Below are 22725 nucleotides of genomic sequence, written 5' to 3'. Positions count from 1 at the left end.
CAGTAAAACTACGGTGGCATCAGGGTGAATCTGGCTTGGCACCAGGGTTCTGTCATCCTTCACTTCACACTTACGCTCAATGCAGCTGATGCGCGATGAGTCCCGGCCACCAAGACAAGGAATTGCCGGGCACAGATGGGTTCGTGAACCGTCGCTAATCTCGCCAGCAAGCGTCGCGAGGCGCGCCGTGGTCGGAAGGATTGCTTCCCAACCCCAATGAGATTTCCCAGTTCACTTCCCTGTCCACTCGATTTCCGATATTCGTTTCCGGCGAAGGATCGACGGAAGCGCAGATCATTTCATGCAGGCACGGTTGACGCTCCTAACTTGGAAAATCCTTTTCCATCTCAATTCACACCGTGGAACAAGGGAAAGTTGGTCGGTCAAAAGGCACCGCTCAGACTCAGCGACATATGGTCGATTAGGGTGCGCCTACAGCTTGCCGGGCGTGCTCGTGATCTGGCGCTATTCAACCTAGCGATCGACTCAAAGCTAAGAGGGTGCGATCTGGTCAGCCTACGACTGCGAGACGTATCTCATGGCTCAGCCATTGCCAGGAGGGCTACCGTACTGCAGCGCAAGACAGGTAGGCCAGTTCAGTTTGAGCTGACGGAGTTGACAAGGTCCGCAATCGCCGAATGGTCCCGTCAAGCTCAGCTACGACCAGCATCCTACTTGTTCTTTGGACAGGGTGATGGCCACCTTTCCACCCGCCAGTATGCGCGCATCGTCGCGTCATGGGTCACAGCCGTTGGACTCGACCGTCACAGCTACGGAACTCACAGCATGCGTCGGACCAAGGCATCACTGATATACCGCCGGACCAAGAACCTGCGCGCAGTTTAGATCCTGCTTGGCCACACTAAACTTGAGAGCACAGTGAGGTACTTGGGCATCGAGGTGGAGGACGCTTTAGAGATGGCGGAGCAGACCGAGGCCTGAGAGGAAGAAGCTTAAAGGACCCGCGGCCTCCACAAGGCACATCTGGAGGCCGCTTTCGGCCAATACCGGACGTCCCGTGCCGCCGGCCATTGTCTGAGCGGTTCAGGCAGTGCGTCCTGCTCAGCGGCGCAGTAGTTTTACTGGCGGCTGCTCGCAAGTATTGCGGTTGAGTAGCGAAAGGTGCGTCGCCAGACTCGCATTACTGGTGACAGCCTGCACGCAGTTGGAATACTGCCAGTGGCGGTCTGTCGCTGCTCTTCATTGGAGAGGCTGCATGGCTATTCGCAATGACAGCCCCAAAGCTTGGTCTCCCAAATAGGGACGTTGCACCTCGCCCACTCCTCACACCTCGCCCACTCCCTTGCCAGCGACTTTTCCGACCGAGCAAACGATCGCGCCACCGTTTGATACCTGCGACGCAAGACGGAGAGAGGGTTCGGCAGCCACTGTCGGCCATTGCCCCCGGCCAGATGCCAGCGATCGGAGAGAGCAATAATGAAAAATAGCGGTGCATCCTCCTCGATCTCCAACATTGTTGGAGTTGGTATCGGTTTCGGCTGCGCCTCACGACGTAGCTTGTTGCGGCGGTCGGACACTACTGCAGCACTCATCGCGCTATCCATATTCTTCAATTCGGATATGGCTCAAGCGCAGGTTTCAACCTGCGCAGGGCAGACAGGCGGCTGCAGAATCGACCAGGTCCTGTTCGGCAATTCTCCAGCTACAGCGCCAATTGGCAACGACTCCGCTGGAGGGCTGACTATTGGCTACTCCAGCAACGGAGCCTTGGACATCCAGGGAGGCGCTACAGTCGTTAGTGGTTTCTCCTTTAACGGAATTGGAAACACAATTGGAGACTTGGCGACCGCGGAAGGCGCAGTGACCGTAAGCGGCCTCAACTCCGCGTGGAACTCATCAGGCAATGCCCTCATCGTCGGCAATGCTGGAACGGGCACACTCAATATTCAGGGCGGTGCCCAAGTCGTAAGCACGGCTGGCGGGCTCGTTGGCAATAGCGCCACGGGTTCAGGCACAGTGACAATTGATGGGCCGGGCTCACTCTGGCGGACCAACACTGCCAGCATCACGGTAGGCAGTGCAGGAAGGGGCACGCTCGCGGTCCTGAACGGCGCAAGTGTCTCCACCAGCTTCCTGGACGTTGGTGGCAACGCGGACGGGTCGGGCGCGGTCACTGTGAATGGCTCTGGCTCGGTAGTGCAGACAACCGGCATGCGCGTAGGAACCGCCGGTTCGGGCACGCTTGCGATTGAGAACGGCGGGACGGTCAACAACAATGGGAACGTGTTCATTGGCAATGGCGCGTACGGCTCTGGCGTGGTCACACTGATTGGTGCTCAAACCAACTGGAACAACAGCGGCGGCGTCTATGTCGGCCTGTTCGGTACAGGTGCGCTCAACGTTGCTGACGGTGCAACTGCCAGCGCCAGCTCCATCAACGTGGCTGCACGCACCGGAAGTCGGGGCACTGTCAACATTGGTGCACAGGCCGGCGCAGCCGCCGCCGCGCCAGGGACTTTGGCTGCCACCTCCGTCGAGTTTGGCCCTGGCATCGGCCTACTTGTGTACAACCACACCGCAGCCGACCATACGTTTGTCCCCGCCATCAACGGCCCTGGCGCGGTAAGCGTTCTTTCCGGGACGACCATCTTCGCCAACGACAAGGCTTACACCGGCGGTACCACTATCTCCGTTGGCACCTTGCAGCTGGGTAACGGCGGTGCTGGTGGATCGGTCGTCGGCAACATTACCGATAACGGGACGCTTGCGTTCAACCGCGGTGACGTCTACACGTTTGACGGCGTGATTTCAGGCACCGGTGTGGTGAACCACTTGGGGGCCGGTACCACCATCCTGACTGCCGATAACACCTACACGGGCGGGACCACAATCGCGTCGGGCACATTGCAGCTTGGCAATGGCGGTGCGGCTGGCTCCATCGTGGGCGACGTCACCGATAGCGGTACGCTGGCATTCAACCGGAGCGACACTCATACATTCACCGGCGCCATCTCCGGCACGGGAAAAGTCAATCAAGCCGGGACCGGAACCACGGTTCTGACCGCTGGAAGTACATACAGCGGGGGCACCACGATCTCGGCCGGCACGTTGCAGCTCGGCAATGGCGGCACATCGGGCGCGCTTGTGGGCGATATCACCAACAATGGGCTGCTTGTCTTCAACCGGTCCAACGTGAGCACATTCGCGGGCGCGATATCGGGTACCGGTGGGGTCGACCAGATCGGCAACGGCACTACCCTGCTGAGCAGCACGGCCAACTCCTACAGTGGGGATACCCGCGTCAATGCGGGGGTACTACAGGCCGGTGGGGCAGGTACCTTCAGCCCCAACACGGATGTGACCGTCGCAGCTGCCGCGATGCTTAATCTCAACGGTTTTTCACAGACCGTCGCTGGCGTCGCCAATGCCGGGCGGATCATCTTCGGTGCAGACGCACTGCCCGGCATCACGCTGACCACGCGAGATTACTCCGGCGTCGGCGGCACACTGGAGATAAACACGCTTCTGGGCGGTGACGGGTCATCGTCCGACCGGCTGGTGATAGACGGTGGCGCCGCGTCCGGTAGCTCGATCCTCGTGGCGCGTAATGCAGGTGGGCTGGGCGACGTCACCGTCGGCAACGGCATTCTCGTGGTGGATGCGGTCAATGGCGGCTTAACCAGCGGCACCGCGTTCGCGCTCACGACACCGGTAGTGGCCGGGCCATACGAGTATGGACTGCGTCGGGGCAGCGCTGACGGCAGCTCGGCCGAAAACTGGTACCTACGCTCCACCTTGGACTGCGGGGCCGCGGGCGCGTCGTCGCCCCCCTGCCCGTCACCGCCGCCTCCTCCGCCGCCGCCGGTGCCACCACCGGTGCCACCACCGGATCCGCCGCTGCCACCGCCCGCCCCCCCCGTGCCGCCGGCATATCGGCAAGAAGTGTCCTTGGCTGCTGCCCTTCCCTCCATGGCGGCCATCTACGCGCGCGCAGTTGTTGACACGCTGCATGAGCGGGTGGGCGATGAGCACTTGCTGAGCCAGCGCGGAGCCTCCTCACCCGATGCTGGCATTGGCGGCGCGTGGGTCAGGGCGCTGCACCACGACGGCGAACGCGACGGAGGCAACCAGGGCATCTATGGAAGCAGAGGGCCTGGGTTCGACTACGCGTTTGATGTGCTGCAAGTGGGCGTAGACATCTACCGTTCCATCAGCGAGGACGGCAGCCATCAGCATGCCGGTGGTTACCTGGCCTACGGCAAGGCGCGCGGGAGGGTGCGGCACAATCTGCTCGACTACCATTTCCATGCCGGTACTGACGAGTTTGACGCGCACACCGTCGGCGCGTACTGGACAGCATTCTCGCCCCGTGGCGCTTATGTGGACTCGGTGGCGCAGTACACCTGGTATGACATGCGAGCCAAATCCACCCGGCTACCGGACATATTCACCAACGGGACCGGCGTGTTGGCGTCCGTGGAAGTGGGCTGGCCCTGGTTGCTGGGCGCGGAACGAATCGGCGACATGTCGAAGCCAGGTTGGCGCATGGAGCCGCAAGCCCAGGTCATCTGGCAGAAGACCGCGCTGGACGACCTTGTCGACTCGACAGCGCGGGTACGATACAGGGATGACGACGCTAGCGTTGGCAGATTGGGAATACGGCTGAACCGGCTCGGCCAGCGAGCGGCAGACTCAGGTGATCGAACGACAAGTTGGTGGATCCGCGCCAATGCCTGGCACCAGTTCAGCGGCTCGCCAACCACTGAATTTTCCAGTGCACGCGGCTACGTACCTTTCACCGCCGACCTCGGCGACAGTTGGGGTGAAGTTGGCGTCGGCGGCACTTGGCAGGTGAGTGCCCTCGGCTATCTCTTCGCGGATGCTGACTACACGTGGAGCTTCGATGGCGAAGAATCATCATGGAACGGAAAGCTGGGCATGCGTTGGCAGTGGTAGGGCATGGCACGCACAGATGCGGTAATCGCTTGAATAACCCCTGTGCAAGGCCGATTACGCTCTCTGTTATCGGCCAGAACCGGACCTCTACCCTACCCCTGATAACGCCCCCTAATCATGCGCAGGGAATCGTCTTCATACCGTTCCCCACTGATCAAGCTGCTGTTGTTCTGCCGATAGAGCAGTCGATCCATTGCCCGTTCTGTCCGGAAAAGTAGCCTGCGTATGGCTTGTTCTGACCATAGGTCATCACGCCTTCTACGTAATCAAATGACGCCGCGCGCGCCTATCGTGACCCCAGAAACGCAGCTAGGTCTGCATCATGTTCAACCAAAATTCTCTGACTGCCTCTCCCCCGGAGCAGTATAGATCTGCGTCTATGTGCGCTTTGGTGATGGTTCGTACGACATCCTAGATGCTCCCCACCATCCTCCTCAGGTGAGAAGACAGTGCGATGAGGGCCACGGTTGATTCTAGTACGCGGGTGAAAGGGCTGAAGTTTTCAAATAAACTTTTTGCACGCATTCGTTGTGGTAGGCGAGTCAACATAGACCGTACGAGCTAGTGCCGTTAGATAGTCTTGCAAGCAATGTCATTGCGGCACGGCGCTATGTAGTGAGCATGTGGCGAATGCTCGCCATGCTTAACTCCTATATTGATTGAGTCATGACATTCGAATCATGTGATTTCAAATCACATGATGTGATGTCATTTTACTCTCGAAGAATCGACTTGAAATAAAAAATGAGGTGCGGTAACAGTAGGAGCTGGAATCATTGTCGACAATGCAAAGCATTTGGGCTCATCCGGATCAGGGTCATTCTGGGTACGAGCAATAAGGAACGGTGCCACCTTCCTCCAGGCACTCTATAGACGCTGGACCAGACCCAACATAAGAAAAGAAAGCGCCCGGCGGCAACCGGGCGCGGGGTGATGCGGACTGCTACTTCTGGCCAGAATCTACCCCCTTTTCGCCCACAGGTACACCCCTTCCTTTTCGGAAGTACGGGTGCGGGAAAGAATTGCTTGGAGTAGTGCAATGAGCCCTGTTCAGTCAAAGGTCGAAATCCGGTATCTCGTTTATTCCCGATCCGAAGCCCGCTCATCTTTCCTGCCTGGCTTGAACGTCCACCGGGTGGAAGTCATTCACGACGAAACATCGCATCCTCCGACTAGTGGCCCCCTTCGATACGAAGGCTTTGCGGTGTATGACGTCGCCAAGTGCAGGCTGGTTCGGCTACTCGTGTTCCTGGAGCCGGAACATATGATTGTTGAGTGGTCACTTCCCCCCCCGGCTTCCATAGATGACATCCCAGTCTTCTCAACCAAAAGCTCTCTCATAGGAACGCGGCCCGGGCTATCTGGCAAATCTGCGCTACCTGAGGGCAAGTCATGATCAGACCGCCAATACCCGCAATAGAGGTTCCCTTGAACACGGCTGGTCCGACCACCCCCTTCACCTCTCGCGAGCTGACAAACCAAGAAGCTCGAAAGTTGGACGTTTATTACTACCTATCCCCGAAGAACAAGAAGCGAATTGTTTCTCTGGTTGAACCTTGCAGGCTAGCCATCGGCCTGGAGTACGAGTTCGATTCTGACGTTATTAGCTACGTCGAAAGGCCGAGAACACTCTCGGTGGAGAATCGCGAAATTGAGCTTTGCTTTTGGATAAGTCGAAGAGGTGGATCAGAGAGTTTCGTAGTATTTCGCCGCCAAACCAAGCCCAGTATTCAAGCTGTGCGTGCAGAAGAACGCTTCTGCGATAAGCTTCTAGACGCTGCCCGCAATGTCGGAGTGGAACTCTACGTACGGAAACCTCAGTCGTTGATCCAGGCCAAGGTGGCCAACGCCACACGCTTGGAACTATTGCCTTATGTCCAAGCAGCAGGTGTCCTCAATGGTCTTGAGGTTCTCATCGACGCAGTTCTAGCTCACATGCGAGCATATCCCATCAGTTCTTTCCATGCTATAGAAAGAAGCTTGTGCGGCCCTTTTGACTGGCGTGATGCTCGAAGCGCGACCTGCCTACTGATCCATCGTGGCATCCTCAGCATTAAACTTCAACGAGCGCCTAAGAATCTCTTCTAGCTTGTCTTTGACAGAGGCCGTCAATGAATGAGCTCAGCCTTTACGAGATTGGGCAATGGGATCAGTTTACGCCCACCAGACTGACACTTGATCAACAAAAGGTATTTTTGGCGCGAAAAGATGCAATGCGTGCCGTGGCAGCAGGATCATCAGTGACATCCGCTGCCAAACGTTACGTGGTTAACGTCAAAACCCTCACTAAAACAATTGGGAATGCCAGATCACTAGCGTCGGATGGCCGGCCCTGGGGTTGGCGTGCATGCATACCGTATCGAGTGAGAATAAGCAGCAGTTCAATCGCAGATGAGTTTCCGAAGCTCGCTGGCCCTGGCGCCTTCAATGCATTTCTAAAAAAAGCGCCAGAGTTTGTAAAACTACTGACCGATTATACAGGACCCCTATCCGGGCGAAACTCTCCTAGTTCACGTTTCAACGATTTCTTTGCAACTCTACGCAAGTGGATTAAAAAGAACGTCCCTAAGGATCGCTATCCAGCGAACAACGATAATTTTGCTCGTCGCAGCATTATGGAATTCATTCGTAAGCAGAGGGAGGGGCAGCCATACGTCGATGAGAATTTTGAAATTGAGGACGCCAACGCCGCCGGGCAATTGTCAGAAGTCTTCGCCTTGCAGTTGGGAGATTGGGTGCAATACGACGGACACTCCCTGGACTGCCCATTTTATGTCGCGGGTGAAGACGGTGATGGCCACCCCTATCTACAAAAAATCATCCGGACTTGGTTGCTAGTTGGCTATTTTGCGCTGCTACGCTTGTGTTCAAGTTGGAAGCTATCTTTTGGATTGAACTACAACGGAACCGATTTCAATGAGGCCTGCACCAAGAGTTTAAGGCATTGGATGCCGCGCGACCTCGTTGTACCAACGATGTCGTACGTTCCCGGTAGCGGCATAGGAACCGCGCCGGCCATCGGCATAGTGGCGCTGCCCGCGATCACCAGTGTGGATAACGCGATGGCTCACCGGCTAGAAGTCAATCGGCAAAGAATGGCTAGTGAAATGCTTGGTGTTGTAAATCTAGGGAGAGCTCACGTCCCTGAGGCTCGTGGACATTTAGAGGCATGGAACAAGAAAATTGAAGAAGCAGCGATTCGGCATCTTCCAGGCGCATATCGCCCTGCCGGCAAGAATAGCGATAAGGCAGTACGGACAAACAAGGACGACCCTAAAAATTTTCCGATCGAAACAACAGCGCTCGAAGATCTAATGGATGTGACTATTAGTGGCTCCAATGTAACTGGACTGCAGGCCTTCCAAGGCCGCTCACCTCTACAAGTCCTGCAGACTTTTGTCGGGACGGGGGGCTGGGTATTCGCCACACGAGATAATGAAGCGCGCGCCGGTGCTATGTCCACCCTCCAGTGCTCTGCCAGAATATCAGGTTCAAAGGGAAAAAGGAGACAGCCATACGCGCGCTACTCAAACGCGCGTTATCGCTCGGTCTCATTAAAAAACAGATGGGACCTTGTTGGAAAGAAGTTCTCAGCCACAATTGATATTTTGGACGGTAGATTTCTCAATTTATACAACGATGATGGTGAGTTATTTGTTGTACTCCGAGCCCTTCGACCGTGGGGGCAGACTTCGCACAGTCTTGCATTGCGCAAAATAATCCACGGAAATTCTTACAAAGGAAAGTTCGAAATTGAGGGCGCCCCTTGTGCGATAAGCGCGTACAAGCAGTATTTGCAAGAGCAATTTGCTGCGCATAAGAACGCTGCAACTTTAACCGCGCAGCATGGAGCAGCGCTCGACGCTGCACTTGATTCTTCGCATGCCTTGAGGGCGGAAGTAGAAGATGCCAAGCCCGACTCCCAATCTATACGCCCATCTAAGGGTATATCGGAAATCTACGTGCCGCTTACCGGGCGCGTGAGTCTTGAAAAAGAAGGTGGTTCAAAATGACCACATTCTTCGACAAAAGGGGCCGTCCCATTGTGCCTACGGCGGGGATGGAGGATCAGCTCACACAAATATCATCAGCTATCGAGGCGGACTATCATGGTTGTGGGTTCCATTCGCTCACGCGATTCGGCAAGAGCACCCTTGCCGAATTTATCTGCGCCTTCCATGCTTGGATTCGTACAAAATATCTAGCTAAACAGCTCGATGTTCGGACAATCGGAGGCGGTGAATCCGCAATATTCGATTGGTTTCTCAATCAAATTGGTATCCGAAGCGTCGCAAGACAAGGGGCTGACGCGAAGCTCGAGAGAATAGCGAATACAATCCATTTGCAACTACAAGCAGCCGACTCCAATCTCTTTCTTGCGATATTTGATGACGCCAACTTGCTTGATGCCGATGCATATCAGCACATCGTGACAATCGACAAAGCACTCTACAGTCGAGGCATACGCCTTTTCGCAGTTTTCCTCTTCCAAGACAATCACACTTCGGGAAGAACTGAGAAAATAAATAGACTGATCGTGCCACCTCAGGTTAGAAGCCGCTATCTCACGCGATACCACCGCATGCATGGGATCCGTGGCCCGGAAGATCTTTACATATTCCTACAGAGATTCGAGGACCAAGTGTATATGGAGTCCGGAGCAGACGTCTCGCTACCCAGGCACCTTTGCCCTAGCTTGTATGAGAACGGATTTCGCCTGTGCAACTCAAGTGAGCAGATTTGGGAACAGGGGCGTATCCTCAAGGTAGCAGCCGGCCGATTGCTCCATGATGAGTGGCCCATGAAGGCAACCAGTCTGATTGCGTACTTTCTTGCTACTCGTGTTATTTGCTCGATAGGTTTTACCGAGCTCACGAACGATCACATCACCCAAGCGATCCGCTTCTCCGATCTTGCAGCATATAACGGAGAATCGGGCGAAGTGATATTCAGCGATGATCAATAACGCGAGCGCGTTAGCGCCAGTTGCTCATCGCAACATCGACGAAATATTCGGCATATCTCCCTTTGGATTTGTCGTCCAGAGCCTTCGAATAAACTGTCTACTTCCTTCAGATGCATTTGCCACTATGGGACTGCGATTAACATATGGAGAAGACTGGAGTAAGCGCCTTTGTCGCTCACAGAAACTTAAAGAATCCATTCTGAAGGCCGCACCATCCGCATATCCACTTTTCCCGCTATGGGACCTGGGGCAATGGCAAGCATTTGGTGATGGCCTCACATACTCGCGGGCCTCCCTAACAGCTTGCCCAGAGTGTCTAAAAACGGGTTATCACTCTATGTTGTTCCAAATGCCGTGGACGAATCGCTGCCCTTGGCACGATCTGCCGCTGATTTCCCAATGTCCTGTCTGTGCCAGCCCTCTATGTAAGAGCATTAGTCGCGACTTATCAGCTCTTGTTTGCGCTTGCGGCTCGGACCTCGTTGATGCCATGCAATTAGTTCATGAACCAAAGACTCTGATAGAGGCTAGAATCAAAAGCCTAAAGCGATACTTGAGATGGGCGCAGGAAAGCCGTGATAGACGCGACCTATTCGGATTGGAACAGGATTCTGATCTCTGGGAAGACACAATCCCGCTGGTTTTCAAGAACAAGCTTGCTTGGTCCAGGCACGGCACACCGAAAGATTCGAACTTGAGTAGGGTTTCGATCGTCAGGCATGAGCCAGACCTGCCTTGCGAGTCAGAACAAAACAACTTGCTACGAATCGCAAATGACACTGGGAGGTCGCGGGATCTTTTTCTAGAACTGCCGGTTTCTTTTGAGCTTCCTATGAGGCATGTTTCCAGCTGCGTCGCCACCAAATTTTCGCCGAATAGTTTCTCTGAAAGAGAACGCATCTGCCTAGGTATCGATGGAGCATCCGAGTACGAGGAATGGCAGCCACGTGCCTCTGTCATTCTGCTGACAGCGTACTACGTTCAGGAAAAGCTCTTCTTTGATGGACGTATTCTTTCAAGGCCTGTGCAGACCATACTTCAACAAATATGCCTGTCAATTGCTCATCACGTGCGCGATAAGCGGCGTACTGACGGATATGTCAGAGCATACGAGCGAGTCCTGTACCGAGGCTACGCTACTGCGGCTCATCATGCTCTAGCCAAAATAGAGGAGCCCGTTATCAGACCCAAAGCGGTGGCATGGAAGCCCGTAGTGATGGTACGCAGACGAAAGAAGGTCAGTCGGTTGGTGTTGCTTTGGCTTGGAGATCCACCTGCCAAATGAATCAGATGTTCCTTATTCGATGATAATTTCTGCAATGGTTGTGATTCTGGTAGAAAAGTCTGCTTCTGTTGCCAGTAGAGCCATACTGTCTGCGAGTGCTCTGGCAGAATTGAGATTGCTAAGCGGCGTTGAAGTTAACGATTTCAAGTACTTGTCCGCCATCCGATCCTATGCGATGAACACCTCCTAAGGATCAGGGGAAATTGAGGCATGAGTGACAGCTACAACATTGACCGCAGGCCGCCATGCTGGCTGCCCGGCGAACAATGCCCGAATGCGTGTGCATCTGCCCATCACCGGCACGTCATCGAAAACCACGTCGAGCTTCACGGCCCTTGGGCTGGATGGCGACTGGCTGGCCGTGACCCGGTGGCACCGTCGGTCGAAAGAATCCCAGAGCGCCGGCTGCGTGGCCTGCTCTGGCGCGCCGATGCCTTTGATTTACGTGACGCGACACGTAAAAGTAACGCTGCGCGAAAAGCCCGTCCGCAGTCGATGGTCAAGGTGGTTGTCGTAGACCTGGGCGAATGGCGGGAATGCCACTTCGGAACCCGCGCTGGATAAGGGCGCATTCGTAGGGGCCTTGCCCCTACACCCCAGCTACAATCGCAGCGGACGCGACAAGGGGTAAATCATGGAACGAAAAGAGCCGACTTTCAGCAAACCCGACATGGACGAAATTCGATTCCGTGAGCCAGCTCGGCAGCGGAAAAGCGATTCCGGCAACGGCCTCATTTGGAAAATCGCAATCGGAGTTTTTGTAGGCATGTCGATCTGCCTAATAGCCACGTGCTCGCTAGTTGGCATAGGTGCCGCAGTTGTCGCAGAACAAGAAGATCAAGCGCGTAAGGCTGCAATAGATGAGTTCCTGCGCACAGCAAATGATCCGGACCCGTTCGGTTTCGAAGCGCGCGCAGCAGAAGAACGCCGTATTGAAATGGAGCGGCGAGCACTTCGTCCAGGACAGCGCTGCATGCAAGGAAAGCGATTGGAGCGCACCGAAGGCGGCTGGAAAGACGTCCCGAACGAACCATGTTGATTCAAAGCGTGCTTGTCGGCGCCGTGTAGCCACCGATGGTTTGGGCCGGATTCCGCGGGAACTGATCCGCCCGCTGTCCTGGCGTGTGCTGCAAAACCGACCCAGAGCCGCCGAGAGCAACAGGCCGTGCATCGATAGCCCCTGCCTGCACCCCTGCCCCGTATGGCACCGCTTGAGCCGCAGCCGCAGACTGTGGAGCCTTAAGCGTCCATTTCTACGCGTCGGCCAGCTGACGTTTCTCTCGTCACGATCACAATCGCGGCATCGGCATCGGCATCGGCATCGGCATCGGCATCGGAGTTTGATCGCATCAACACTTGACTCTGAACGGAACGTCCACTGTGAAACGGGGAGGCCGCTCAAGTACGAAAAGCTGGGAACCAACGCGGAGACCACGCCAACGGCCACTTTGATTACCAGGTAGCCTCATTCCGGTCGCCTATGGGCAACCTCACTGCCTGGCGCTACCCAACTTCGCCATACACGAACGTTAGAATGGGCCTATGGTGGTTGCTCAAACGCGCACTTCGCGCACGGATCAGCTATGAACCATGACGATGCACGGGCCGACTTAGATGATTTCGCGGCCGATATGATGGCGTCTACCCATTCTTGGAACTATTCCAAACGGCTGGACACCTTGCGCTCTCTGGAAATCCTCTCAAAGAAGGCACTGCGCTCGATAGTAGGGCTACCCAATGAAGCTGGGTGCCGAAATGGCATTGAAGCAGTGCTGGATAGGATCAAAAGCATGCTGGCAGCCACTGAGCAGCTCGAGTTGCTGAGAAGCAACTATCGGCATTGAGCTATCAATCTGGTTCGAAGGCAGAATTCACTGCATTCATGGGCTGCTGAAGCGTATTCAGCAGCCAAAGCTCTTTTTCGCCAAAAAAAGTGGGACATAGGCGTATCTCTCAACTTGCTTCATCTCGCTTGAGGCAGCCGCGGCCTTTGCGTACCCGAACTACCCACATCATTCATGCCGCAGCTGGGTGATCGCTACGAAGAACAATGAGCCATCTCCCGCACACGGGTGCTGATTCGGCTTGCCACACGTGGGGCCAAAGCGGATCAGTCCTGAGACGTGCTAGCATCAAATCACAGGCCTAGCCTGCTTCGCGCTCGTTGCAGCTGTTTCGACAGTTGCGCATATCGCTCCTTCTCATGCGTTACCTGCCCAGATCCATGGGTGGTCGCTCGACGGGAGTGCGCAATGCCCGGCTTTAAGACACGCAACGTGAAAGTCACCATCGGTGGCGACTCCTACTTGCTACGCATCCTCAGCGATAAGCAGCAGGTCAGCGACTTGGAGGGGCACAGGAAGCGTCTTCATATTTCCTCGGCGCAATGGGGCTTGTTCGGTCAGCTGTGGCCATCGGGTCAATTACTTGCCCAGGCCATGTGCCGCTTCGAAATTTCGGGCAAGCGAGTACTTCAGCTTTCTTGTGGAATTGGGCTCGCTAGCATTGTGCTGATGCGGCACGGCGTCGAGGTAATTGCCTGCGACGAGCATCCATTGGCCGAACCTTTTCTAGCTCACAACGCTGCCCTGAACGGATTGCCACCCGTACAATTCCATCAACTTCGTCACGGGCGGGACCCAAGCGCGCTGGGCGCCTTTGACTTGATCATAGCCAGTGACGTTCTACATGATCGATCACAAGCCGAGTTCATAGCGGATGTCGTGCTACACCATGCCAAACCTAGAGCCGAGGTCGTGATAACAGATCCGGGCTTGAGTAGCAGCGAAGAATTCAGCCGGATGTTGGTCAAGCAAAGCTTCGTCCTCAAATCGACAAGATGTCGAATGCATGACTCCGACCCGGACCCATATCGTGGTCAGCTATTGCACTACTCGCGCAACATGATGATTGCTACGACATGAACCATGCTGAGCGCGAAGGCAACGCTAAGATCGCCTGCACTACTTGTGATTCACTGTGCTGCAGACTCACAGTGATTTTGAGTAAAGAAGATTCAGTGCCTGCCCATCTAACAACCCATCAGGTCGGAGGTTTGCATGTCATGGCCAAGGACCAAGATGGGTGGTGCGCAGCACTAGATGGGAAAAAGATGAAGTGTCGCATTTATGCCAGCAGACCTATCGTCTGCAGATCCTTTGCCATGGGCGGCCCCTACTGCCGCGCCGAACGCGACGAACATGCCAAGCAGAGTGCTCGCCTCATCGCAATGAAGCTCATAGGAGAAACAAGTCATGACGGCAACAAAGCGCACTAAAGGCCAATACCCAGCTACAAAATCGGATTCGGTCTACGCCCCGAAGGTCCATACCAATGATCTAAGTCACGACCGCATCGCCAAAGATGTTGCAGAATTTCAAACATCGGGAGGAAAAGTTGAAGTGCTCGGCAACACACCATTCCGGTGGAAGCCTCCTGTTAATAAGGCTACGACTAATGGCCGTATGCCCCACCGCGCAACAACAGATGGTGCAGCTGCTCCCAAGCGAACAGAACCTAAACCGTGACACAAGGTGGTTCCTCTGTGTCTACTCCTACCTAGTTCGTTTATAAGCCTGCGTACCCTGGCGACACAGCGCCAGCTCAGTCCGTGGCCTAACGGACAGCAGCAGCGGCTGGAATCACTGACGACTGCTTCCGCCCAGAAGCGGACATGCGCCCTACCTCCGATAAACGTCCCTTATCACTTGCGCAGACGCCCCTTGCATTGATTGAGCCACACTACCTGGCATCCAGCCGTCGCCGCCGACAGCCAAAGGAAGGCGCAGCGCCTCGCTGACCTCGATTCGCGCTGCTCACCCACACCGCGCACCAACAGCAAGATTCCGCAAACGCCCTGCCCCGCGCTGCGTTACGCTCCCACCAAGTCACTGGTACGGAACAGGCGTCATGGGAGCGGCACGCAAGGCCTTGTGGTACATCGAAAGCCACTTTGCCGAGAACCCCTCGTTGGCCCAGATCGCCGAGGCGGTCGAACTCTCGCCGTTCCACCTCTCCCGCTTGTTCCAGGTCAGTACCGGGACCTCGATGGCGCGCTACCTTCGTGTGCGTCGACTGACCCAGGCGGCACGGACTCTGGCTGCAGGCAGCGAGCCCATCCTGAATGTCGCTCTGGCCGCAGGCTATGCCTCGCATGCAGCCTTTACCCACGCCTTCACCGAGCAGTTCAAGCTACCTCCGGAACAGGTTCGCCGGAAGGGTCTGCACAGCCTCGCGCTGTTGGAGGCCATCAAGCTCGACGCCCCATCCCTTCGCTGCGAGGTGGAGCCGGTACGTCGCCGGCAGGGCCCGCTGCGTGTGGCGGGCATCCGCGTCCGCCACACCGCCGCTACGGTGGCGTCCATTCCCTCGCAATGGCAGCAGTTGGCGCTGACCCGGGAGCTTGGCAAGGACATCGCCTTCGGGGTCTGCTGCAACCGCGATGGCGAGGGTGCCTTCGACTACATCGCCGGTATGGAGATCGGTTCCACCGCCGCTGTGCCTTCGGCGTGGCATGCCGTTTCCATTCCGGCCGGGGACTATTTGATGGCGTGGCATGCGGGCCACATCTCGACCATCCGCTCCACCTGGTACTGGCTATTGAACGACTACCTGCCCCGCTCCGGCCTCAGCCTCGCTGACGCCCCCGACTTCGAACGCTATGACGCCCGCTTCGACGACCGCACCGGAAACGGCGGCGTGGAAATCTGGCTGCCGCTGTCCGACCTGAGTTGATCCAAGGAGACCCATCCGTGCGAGTAGTGCCCTACACATTCATCCTGCTGACCTGTCTGTTCGCGCCGTTGGCGTGCGCGGCTGCGCCCTACCCCGCTGTTGGCGAAACCCGTGGCGTGGCGCACGCGCCCAGCGCAGCAATCCGCGATGCCGGGCACAGCGACCACGTGCGGTATACCGTGTGGTATCCGGCGCAGCCAGGTGTACAACAGCAGCCGCTGGCGATCGGGCCGCCGGGTGCGCCGCTGTTCGTGGCGGGATCTTCTGCCGTCGATGCCCCCGTTGCGCCGGGCCTCTGGCCAATACTGTTGCTGTCACACGGCAACGGCGGTAGCGCCCGAATGATGGGCTGGTTCGGCACAGCCCTGGCGCACTCGGGGTATGTAGTGGTCGCGGTGGACCACCCCGGCAATAACGGTGTGGACGCGATGACCGAGGCCGGAAGCATTCTGGTGTGGAACCGGGCCGATGACCTCGCTGTGGCATTGGCTGCGGTGCAGACCAACCCTGTGCTGGCTCCGCATGTCGATGCGGGCCGGCTGGGGCTGGTGGGGTATTCGGCCGGCGGCTTCACGGCGTTGGTGGCTGCCGGCGCGCGGCCGGACATGTCCCGGTTGGCCGCTTTCTGCAAGGCATCGCCGAAGGATGGGGTATGCATGCCGCAGGCCGAGAATCCGGAAATTACCCTTGAGCGACGGATGGCGGCGGCCGCTACGCCGGAGCTGGCACCTTGGGTAGCCAGGTCGGCGGAGGATCGCCGCATTCCCAACGTTCGCGCTGTGTTCCTGATGGCACCGGCAATTGTTCAGGCGTTCGAACCGGGTGAGCTCGCACAGTTGGAGGTTCCGCTGTCGGTGGTTGTGGGTGAGGCCGATACCATTGCCGCACCGGCCAGCAACAGCAAGGTTATTGCCGAGGCGAATGACGACGCGCGACTTCAGGTACTCCCCTTGGTAGGTCACTACGACTTCCTTGCGGACTGCACGGAGCTGGGCCGTGAGCGGGTAGGAAAGCTGTGCGAGGTGAAGACCGATAAGCCGGCTACGCATCAGGCAGCGATCCAGCAGGCCAGGTCGCTGTTTGATTCCGCGCTTCGGTAGCTACACGTTTGGAGCTGCGTTTGGACCATTGCCCGCATTGGGTGTGCCCGCCGGGTTAAATGTTCCTAATCCCCTACTCGACCTTAGCCAAAAGTGGAGGTTGGCAACGCCAGTCCCTTCTGCCACTTATGGCAACCCAAACCGTCACTCCGGGTATGCGGTCAGGGGCTCGGCGAACCATTGATTTTGGGGCGGTTCGCCGGAACTTATCATCCCGACAGACATCATCAATTCCTGGTTCGCTGTGCAACACGTCGCGACATGGCATTGGCCGCCGCCTTGATGGTCTCGCCTTACGCGGCGTGCGCCTCGCCCAGGCTGTGCCATTCAAAAGTACGAAAAACCTACTTCGCCTCGCAGCATCACCTGTGCAAACCGAGCAGAAACTGCTGGGTCGTTGCATACGTCCGACCCAGCAATTCAGCACTTAACGCGCAGGCGAGCACCATGCGTTCGCTCACCTTTCCCGCTCAGTTTCCATCACTACGCATTCCACCCTTTCCATAGCGCGACATTTCAATCGTTTGGTTCGCTGAGTCAGTGGCCTGCTGTGGAGCGGTTAGCGGCTTGCTCTCGAAGCGCAGCCCCGGCTGGCCCGTCTCGGTCTCGATGCTGCGCACCTCGCCGCTCGCACGCCGCGCCTTCACCTGCTCCAATACACGGTTGCTGCACGAGCCTTCAATGAAATCGGCACGCTGCATCTCGCCAGCTTTGATGTCAATGAAAAGGCTATTGGCGTCGCCAGCATTTCGGCTACTGCTGGTCATCAGTCGGCTACCCATCGGCAAGGTCCGGGCATCGACTTTCAGCATATGCGTTTGCGGTGTCAGTCCGAAGAAGCTGTACTTCCCTTCCACATCGCTCACCAGGAACGTGCCATTGTCGAAGTACAGGCGCACCCCCGGGATACCCAGCTCTTCCTTGTCCTGTACCGAGTTGAGGTTGCAGTCCACGAAAACTTTACCTATCACCCCGCCCATTTCCGAGAAGACGCCGCCCCGCACCTCTACCTTCCACGTTGCCTCGTTCGAGCACTGTCCCGCGCCGCGGTCGCCATAGGCTGGGCACGTCACCAGAGCACGATTGATGCCGCTGCCTTCCTGCGACCCCACGCCCAGACGCACGCGATAACTGATTGTGATCTCCTGTGCCGGCTCGATTCGACCCAACGTCATCCGTAGTACCGGGCCCGGCGCACCCGTGAGTTCCACCAACGTGCCGGTGCGTACGCGCACTGTTCCGTCGATCAGACGAAAGCCCCGCGGCAGACTGTCCACTACTACTGGTTGGTCAACGGCATAGTTTCCATTGGCCTTCACGCGCAACGTGTAGGTCACCATGTCACCCAGCTCTGCCTCACGCACAGATCCGACCTTTTCGATTACAAGATCGCCCACGACCCGAGGCTGCGGCGTGTCACCGCACGCGTCATCCTTGGCCGTACGTTTGCCGTCATACTGCACCACTGCCTCGTTGAACAGGCCATGGCCGGCACCCGCACCGGCGTCGCATGTGGCATTGCTGCTACCGCCCTGCTGCATACCGATGCTGACGCGCAGCTTCACCGTGTAGATCTCACTACTGTTGGCTGCAATCGTCTCGCTTTGCGTCACCAGCGTGTCGCCGACGCCGTTGAAACCGGCATTGATGGTGCTGAACAAGGGGTCCGGTCCCTCATGCGTCACGAGCGCCACCGATTCGACCTTCACGCTCTGGTCGAAGCCGAAGGTATCGCGCAGTTCGTATACGCCGGGCGCATTGCCCGTATTCTCCACCTTGATCGCGTAGACAAGATCGAATTGGTCCAGGGCGCCCGCCACCACGGTCGGTTGGCCGACCATCGACTTGGTCACGGTCAGCTCAGGGTGCAAGGTCTTCGAAGGGACACAGTGCTGCGGGTCGGTCACGGGATTGCAACCCAGTGGCGGCGATACGCACCGGTTCGTATCCGTCGCCGGATCGCACGCCGGTGGCGGTGTACATGCAGCATCATTGGCGGCACATACATTGTCGGTGACCACGTTGTACAGCGTTGTCAGGCCGAGCGGGACCACATCGGCAACCTTCAACCTGACCATCACCATCGCGTTGCCATTGGCTGGGACGTTTGCCACGGTCAGCGTGCAGGTACGGCGACCGCTATCGCCCGGGTTGCAGCCCACCACGCTGGCGCCGGTCGCAGACTGGAACGTCGTGTAGGCGGGGATGGATTCGTAGAACTGGTGATTGTTCGCCGCTGCGGCACCGGAGTTTGTGACAGTGATGGTGTAGGTCAGCTCGTCACCCGCCTTCACCTGTGCATCGGCGGCCACATTCACACCGTCAATCTGTGTCAGCGACTTGGCAACCATTACGTTCGCCATCGGGTTATCGGTCGTGCAGTCCGCCGCCACCGGGCAGCTCGCACCACTCGGCATCACCGTGTTGACGACCTTTACCGTCGCATCGTTGGCCACTGTCGCCCGGTACTGGAACGTGTACTGGCCAATCGCGGTGCCGGTCGCCAGGGTGCAGCTCAGGCCGCTGGCCGTTGCCGTGCAGCCGGCTGGCAGCGGACCGGTCAGCGTCAGTCCAGCGCCCAGCGTGTCGCCTAACACCACCGGGGTCACCGTCTGCGCGTCGGTCACGTTGACCGTCAGCGTGTAAGCAATCACGTCACCGCGCTTCACAGCCGCGCCGGTGCCAACATCCGATGTCTTCTTCACTGTCACCGCGGGAATCGGGTTCTCGGTGGTGCAGTCCTCCGCCACCGGGCAGCTTGCACCACTCGGCGTCACCGTGTTGACGACCTTTATCGTCGCATCGTTCGCCACTGTCGCCCGGTACTGGAACGTGTACTGGCCGATCGCGGTGCCGGTCGCCAGGGTGCAGCTCAGGCCGTTGGCCGTTGCCGTGCAGCCAGCAGGCAGCGGGCCGGTAAGCGTCAGTCCAGCGCCCAGCGTGTCGCTCAACACCACCGGGGTCACCGTCTGCGCGTCGGTCACGTTGACCGCAAGCGTGTAAGCAATCACGTCACCGCGCCTTACCGCTGTGCCGGTGCCAATATCCGATGTCTTCTTCACTGTCACCGCTGGAATCGGGTTCTCGGTGGTGCAATCCGGATCGCCGGTTGCGCAACCGCCGCCCACCACCGCGTTTCTCACAGACGTCACCCCCGCGTTTACCTTCGCTTGGTACTTGAACTCGTAGGTACCAACGCCGGCGCCGCTTGCCAGCGTGCACGTCAGGCCCGCGCTGGTATCGCAGGTGCCGTTGGGCGGGACAACGATGGAACCGGGCTCCAGCGTCAGTCCGGTCATCGTGTCCACCAGTTCCGCAGCCACCGGTGTTCTGGCGCTGGAATCGCCTGCCACGGTCACCGTCAATGTATAGGTGATGGTGTCGCCCACGCTCACCGATGCACCGTTGGCTGGGATCGATGTCTTCGCCGTCGTCAGGATTGCTACAGGGGTCTTGTTGCAGTGCATGGGGTCTGCCGCCGCATCGCAGTTCGGCGGCGGGAGTCTGCATTGGTTCGCGTCAGTAGCAGGGTCGCAGGCAGGCGGCGGTGCACACGTTGCATCACCAGCCGCACATGCACTGTCGGTTACCAGGTTGTAGAGCGCAGTCAGACCGTTGGGAAGTTCATCGGCCACTTTCACTGTCAGCGTCACCGTTGCCGAGCTCTTGGCGGGGACACTGGGCACGCTCAGCGTGCAACTTCTGCGGCCAGCATCGTTTGGTGCACACTGACTTACCGCCGCTCCAGTTGCCGACTGGAACAGCGTATAAGCCGGGATCGACTCGTAGAACGCGTGGTTGGTCGCCGCTGCGGTGCCGGCGTTGTTGACTGTGATCGTGTAAGTCAGGGTGTCGCCCGCGCTGGTCGTCGCTCCGGGCGCCACCGCAGCACCATTGATCTGTGTCAGCGACTTCGATACGGAGATGCTCGGAAGATCCTTGCACTCCCTTGCGGTGCTGCCATTGTCCAGCGTTACCGTGTTGGCGATGGCGGTGCTACCCGTCGCCGGACAGATTGCATCGACCAAGCCGCCCGACAGCGTATATCGAACGGTGTAGGTGTAGATATCGGTCGCGCCGGCGCCGATGGGTTCATTGGTAACAATCGCTCCGCCGGATGCCGTCAGCGTGCCCAACGTTCCGGTATTGGTGGTGTCCGTACCGCCGCTGCGCACGGGACCATTCACAACAACCACGCTGGTTACTGCACCAGACACTGTTACGGTATCGGTCGCGGTGAACGTTCCAGCTATCGTACCGCTGTTGGTCGCGGTCACTGTGTAAACGACATCATAGGTACCGTTGCCGTTGTCCGTTGGCTGGGCACCTGTCTTTGCCACCGTAATCAGTGACGTTGGGGTGTTCACGAAGTCGCACTCGATCAGCCCGCCGGCCTTCGCGTCGGCGCCGGGGATGGAATACACGTCGTTATCGAACGTTCCCACAACGACACCATCGCTTGTGCAGACTGCGCTGGCCAAGGACCAACCCTTCGGCATGGTGCCCTCGGTGATGGTGATCGGCTCGCCGATGGCTACCGCCTTGAAAAGTTGCGTACCCGGGGTTTTTGAATCCGCATCCAGCATCACCGGCACGCCTGCCGTGACCGTGCTGACCGAAGCGCCAACGGTAGTGGTTCCCGTCAGGTCGAAGGTGAACGGCCCACCTACCCCGCCAATGGTGGTCTTGCTGACCTTGATGGCAGGAGGTCCGACCGGGGCCAGATTTGGGCATGCTGCACCATCGACGTTATTGGTCTTTGCAGCATTCGATGTAAGTACGTCATAGGCCAACGTACCCGAGCCATCAACATTGAAAACGCGATAGATGATGCCGCTGTTGTCGTAAGCGTACATCGTGCCCGCACCATCGAAGAAGACGGCGCCGACGTTGCTCGTTCCAACCGGCAGGGAGATACCGGTAAGCACCGTCACCTGGCCCGTCACCGGATTGATCCGCCAGGGGTGGCCCGTGCCGCCGTTGACGGCATATAGCATTCCGTCGGTTGGACTGAATGCAAAGTCGCGCACCATCAGCGTTTCACTCACGCCCTTCAGCGGCACGGAGTGGTCCACCCTGTTGGTGACGACGTCGACGAAGTAGAGGGTATTGAGGTTGAACGGAAGCGCAACATACAGGCCATCTGGCGCTATATCCGCAACGACGGTGCTCATCGAATCGCCGTTGGGTTCCTTCGGCCAGCCGGTGGGTGCTGTCGCGAACGGAAGGTCGGAAACCGCACCCTGGCCGACACGAACCAGCCTTCTGTTCTTGGTCCCACCACCGTTCAGCGTCACCGCCCACATGTAGACGTAACCGTCCTGTTTGCGGAAACCGATAGCGTTGAACTCCTGGGCGCTGGTGAGTCGGCCAATGGGGTTCGTCGCACCCGTCAACAGATTCATGCTGTGCAGTTCGCCATCCCGATAGAGCAGCGGTTCTGCCGGGCATGCCCCAAGCGGAAGCGGTGCAGCGAACACGCTGAGCGAAACTATCGAGAGCAGCGCTCCGAGCATCCATAGGGCCCAGCGTCCACGCTTGCTGGCTTGCATCTTCGCGCATTGGCCCGATCCGCCTGGCATATCGTCGCGCAAGCGATCCGCGCGCCAGCCATCGCCATCGTCGTGGCAACCTGCTGCCTTCTTCATCTTGTGCATGAAACTAATCCCAAAGCTTGTAGATAGTGATGTCATCGATATCGCGGTCGGCATTGCCAGCATCCT

General features: G+C 57.7%; 13 protein-coding genes. 12 read left to right on the top strand and 1 reads right to left on the bottom strand.

The features are described 5' to 3' along the window. Positions 1 to 216: 216 nt before the first annotated feature. From ABE493_RS00770 to ABE493_RS00715, 12 genes are all read left to right on the top strand, one after another. Positions 217 to 846 carry a tyrosine-type recombinase/integrase gene (locus ABE493_RS00770; protein WP_346496322.1) on the top strand — a complete coding sequence of 210 codons (630 nt, stop codon included), beginning with the start codon at positions 217 to 219 and terminating at the stop codon, positions 844 to 846. A 591-nt stretch (positions 847 to 1437) separates the two neighbouring features. Beyond that, positions 1438 to 4917, top strand: coding sequence for an autotransporter outer membrane beta-barrel domain-containing protein (locus ABE493_RS00765; RefSeq protein ID WP_346496320.1), 3480 nt, complete (start codon positions 1438 to 1440; stop codon positions 4915 to 4917). Positions 4918 to 7028: 2111 nt separating this feature from the next. After that, on the top strand, positions 7029 to 8930 hold the full coding sequence (locus tag ABE493_RS00760) for a hypothetical protein (RefSeq protein WP_346496318.1): 1902 nt from the start codon (positions 7029 to 7031) through the stop codon (positions 8928 to 8930). Next, a complete protein-coding gene (locus ABE493_RS00755) occupies positions 8927 to 9883 on the top strand; it encodes a hypothetical protein (RefSeq protein WP_346496316.1) in 957 nt (318 codons plus the stop codon). Before ABE493_RS00760 ends, ABE493_RS00755 begins: the two co-directional genes overlap by 4 nt. A 1495-nt stretch (positions 9884 to 11378) precedes the next feature. Continuing rightward, positions 11379 to 11732 (top strand): hypothetical protein, encoded by a 354-nt coding sequence (locus ABE493_RS00750; protein WP_346496314.1) that lies wholly within the window; start codon positions 11379 to 11381, stop codon positions 11730 to 11732. A 70-nt stretch (positions 11733 to 11802) separates the two neighbouring features. After that, the gene (locus ABE493_RS00745; protein ID WP_346496312.1) at positions 11803 to 12207 is read left to right on the top strand and encodes a hypothetical protein; all 405 of its coding nucleotides are present in this window, start codon (positions 11803 to 11805) and stop codon (positions 12205 to 12207) included. 544 nt (positions 12208 to 12751) lie between these two features. After that, positions 12752 to 13012 (top strand): hypothetical protein, encoded by a 261-nt coding sequence (locus ABE493_RS00740; protein WP_346496310.1) that lies wholly within the window; start codon positions 12752 to 12754, stop codon positions 13010 to 13012. A 432-nt stretch (positions 13013 to 13444) separates the two neighbouring features. After that, positions 13445 to 14092 (top strand): class I SAM-dependent methyltransferase, encoded by a 648-nt coding sequence (locus tag ABE493_RS00735; RefSeq protein ID WP_346496308.1) that lies wholly within the window; start codon positions 13445 to 13447, stop codon positions 14090 to 14092. Continuing rightward, positions 14089 to 14445: a YkgJ family cysteine cluster protein gene (locus tag ABE493_RS00730; RefSeq protein ID WP_346496306.1), complete on the top strand. Its 357-nt coding sequence runs from the start codon at positions 14089 to 14091 to the stop codon at positions 14443 to 14445. The genes ABE493_RS00735 and ABE493_RS00730 overlap by 4 nt, the downstream gene beginning before the upstream one ends. After that, entirely contained in the window at positions 14423 to 14695 is a 273-nt protein-coding gene (locus ABE493_RS00725) for a hypothetical protein (RefSeq protein WP_346496304.1), read from the top strand. Before ABE493_RS00730 ends, ABE493_RS00725 begins: the two co-directional genes overlap by 23 nt. Positions 14696 to 15077: 382 nt before the next feature. Then, positions 15078 to 15902 carry an AraC family transcriptional regulator gene (locus tag ABE493_RS00720; protein ID WP_346496302.1) on the top strand — a complete coding sequence of 275 codons (825 nt, stop codon included), beginning with the start codon at positions 15078 to 15080 and terminating at the stop codon, positions 15900 to 15902. 26 nt (positions 15903 to 15928) lie between these two features. After that, entirely contained in the window at positions 15929 to 17002 is a 1074-nt protein-coding gene (locus tag ABE493_RS00715) for an alpha/beta hydrolase family protein (RefSeq protein WP_430980683.1), read from the top strand. A 470-nt stretch (positions 17003 to 17472) separates the two neighbouring features. Here the strand turns inward: ABE493_RS00715 and ABE493_RS00710 are convergent, their stop codons facing one another. Continuing rightward, positions 17473 to 22713, bottom strand: coding sequence for a DUF6923 family protein (locus ABE493_RS00710; protein WP_346496300.1), 5241 nt, complete (start codon positions 22711 to 22713; stop codon positions 17473 to 17475). Positions 22714 to 22725: the final 12 nt, after the last annotated feature.

Source organism: Stenotrophomonas terrae, assembly GCF_039674165.1.
Lineage (GTDB): Bacteria > Pseudomonadota > Gammaproteobacteria > Xanthomonadales > Xanthomonadaceae > Stenotrophomonas > Stenotrophomonas terrae_A.
This window is presented reverse-complemented; position numbering and strand designations above follow the sequence as displayed.